Below are 1,672 nucleotides of genomic sequence, written 5' to 3'. Positions count from 1 at the left end.
CACCCCGACCGCTGTCCGCCGCGCGCCGCCGGTGTGCGACGGCGGCGCGGTAACGATCTGGGAACGCTCCCAGTGCCCTATTGACACCCCTGAAGCTCCCCAGCAATCTCATGGGAGCGCTCCCGATGGGCGCGTACTCGCTCGCCGCCCGGCTCGGCGGCGGGTGGACCTCACACGAGCCATGGAACACCTCCGGAAGCCGGCACCGACGAAGCAGCGTCAGGCATCCGCAACCACCACACGAACCACCACACGAACCACCACCTGAGAGGGGTCAGGGATGAAGGTCATCGGGCGCCGATTCCGCGCTATCGCGGTCGCCGCGCTCGCCGTGGGCGTGGCCCTCGGCAGTGCGGCGTGCAGCAAGAAGAACGACGACGAGACAAGTGGCGAGGGCGGGCAGGTCAAGCTGGTCCTGCAGACCTTCCAGAACTTCGGCTACGACCAGGCCATCAAGGACTTCGAGGCGGCCAACCCGAACATCAAGGTCGAGCACCAGAAGATGGGCGAGCTGCGCGACTTCCAGCCGAAGCTGGTGCAGTGGCTGGCGGCGGGCAGCGGCGCCGGCGACGTGGTCGGTCTGGAAGAGGGCGTGCTCCTGCAGTACGTGCAGAACCACGACAAGTTCGCCAACCTGCTCGACCTGGGTGCGAGCGAGCTGAAGTCCAACTTCCCGGAGTGGAAGTGGAACAACGCGATGACCGTCGACGGCAAGAAGCTGATCGGTCTCGGCACCGACGTCGGCGGCCTGGCCATGTGCTACCGCAAGGACCTGTTCCAGCAGGCGGGCCTGCCCACCGACCGCGACGAGGTCTCCCAGCGCATCAGCACCTGGCAGGACTACATCGCGCTGGGCAAGCAGTTCAAGGCCAGCGGCAAGGTCAAGGCGGCCTGGCTGGACAGCGCCACCAGCCTGATGCAGCCGCACGTCATGCAGAACTCCGAGACCTTCTTCTTCGACAAGGACAACAAGTTCATCGGCGACACCAACCCGGTGGTCAAGCAGACCTGGGACATGGGCCTTCAGATGGCCGCCGATGGCCTCACTGCCAAGGCACAGCGGTGGAGCGCCGACTGGGACGCGGCCTTCAAGAACTCCGCCTTCGCCACCCTTCCCTGCCCGGCCTGGATGACCGAGGGAGTCATCGCCCAGCGGTCCGGGCCGGCCAACTCCGGCAAGTGGGACATCGCCAAGATCCCCGGTGGCGGCGGCAACTGGGGCGGCTCCTACCTCGCCGTCCCGGCCCAGACCAAGCACCCGAAGGAGGCGTACCTGCTGGCCAAGTACCTGACCAGCAAGGAGGGGCACCTGGCGGCGTTCAAGGAGGCGGGCGCCATGCCGTCCGACATCGCTGGCCTCGAAGATCCGGCATTCAAGGACAAGACGAGCGACTACTTCAGCGGCGCGCCCACCGGCAAGATCTTCGGTGAGAGCGTCAAGAACATGAAGCCGGTCTTCCTCGGCGCCAAGCACCAGCAGATCTGGGAGACCGTCGTCGAGCCGCAGATGCAGGCCGCTGAGCGCGGCCAGCTCAGTTCGGACGCCGCCTGGAAGAAGGCGATGGACGAGGCCAAGAAGACGACCAGCTGAGTCGCCGCTGACCTGCCGAGCCCACGGTGCCCGTGGGCCGGCGGCGGCGCCCACCCCGACACCGGGGCGGGCGCCGCCGCC

1 protein-coding gene is annotated in these 1,672 nt (G+C 67.4%); it reads left to right on the top strand.

The annotated features are described in order from the left end of the window. Positions 1-280: 280 nt before the first annotated feature. Positions 281-1,591: an extracellular solute-binding protein gene (locus tag ACWENR_RS30710; RefSeq protein ID WP_452280429.1), complete on the top strand. Its 1,311-nt coding sequence runs from the start codon at positions 281-283 to the stop codon at positions 1,589-1,591. Positions 1,592-1,672 lie beyond the last annotated feature (81 nt).

This window comes from Micromonospora sp. NPDC004336, assembly GCF_053602615.1.
This window is presented reverse-complemented; position numbering and strand designations above follow the sequence as displayed.

Bases quoted from the DNA above. Each gene is read 5' to 3' on its own strand.
- ACWENR_RS30710 (WP_452280429.1), top strand. From the start codon at position 281: ATGAAGGTCATCGGGCGCCGATTCCGCGCTATCGCGGTCGCCGCGCTC.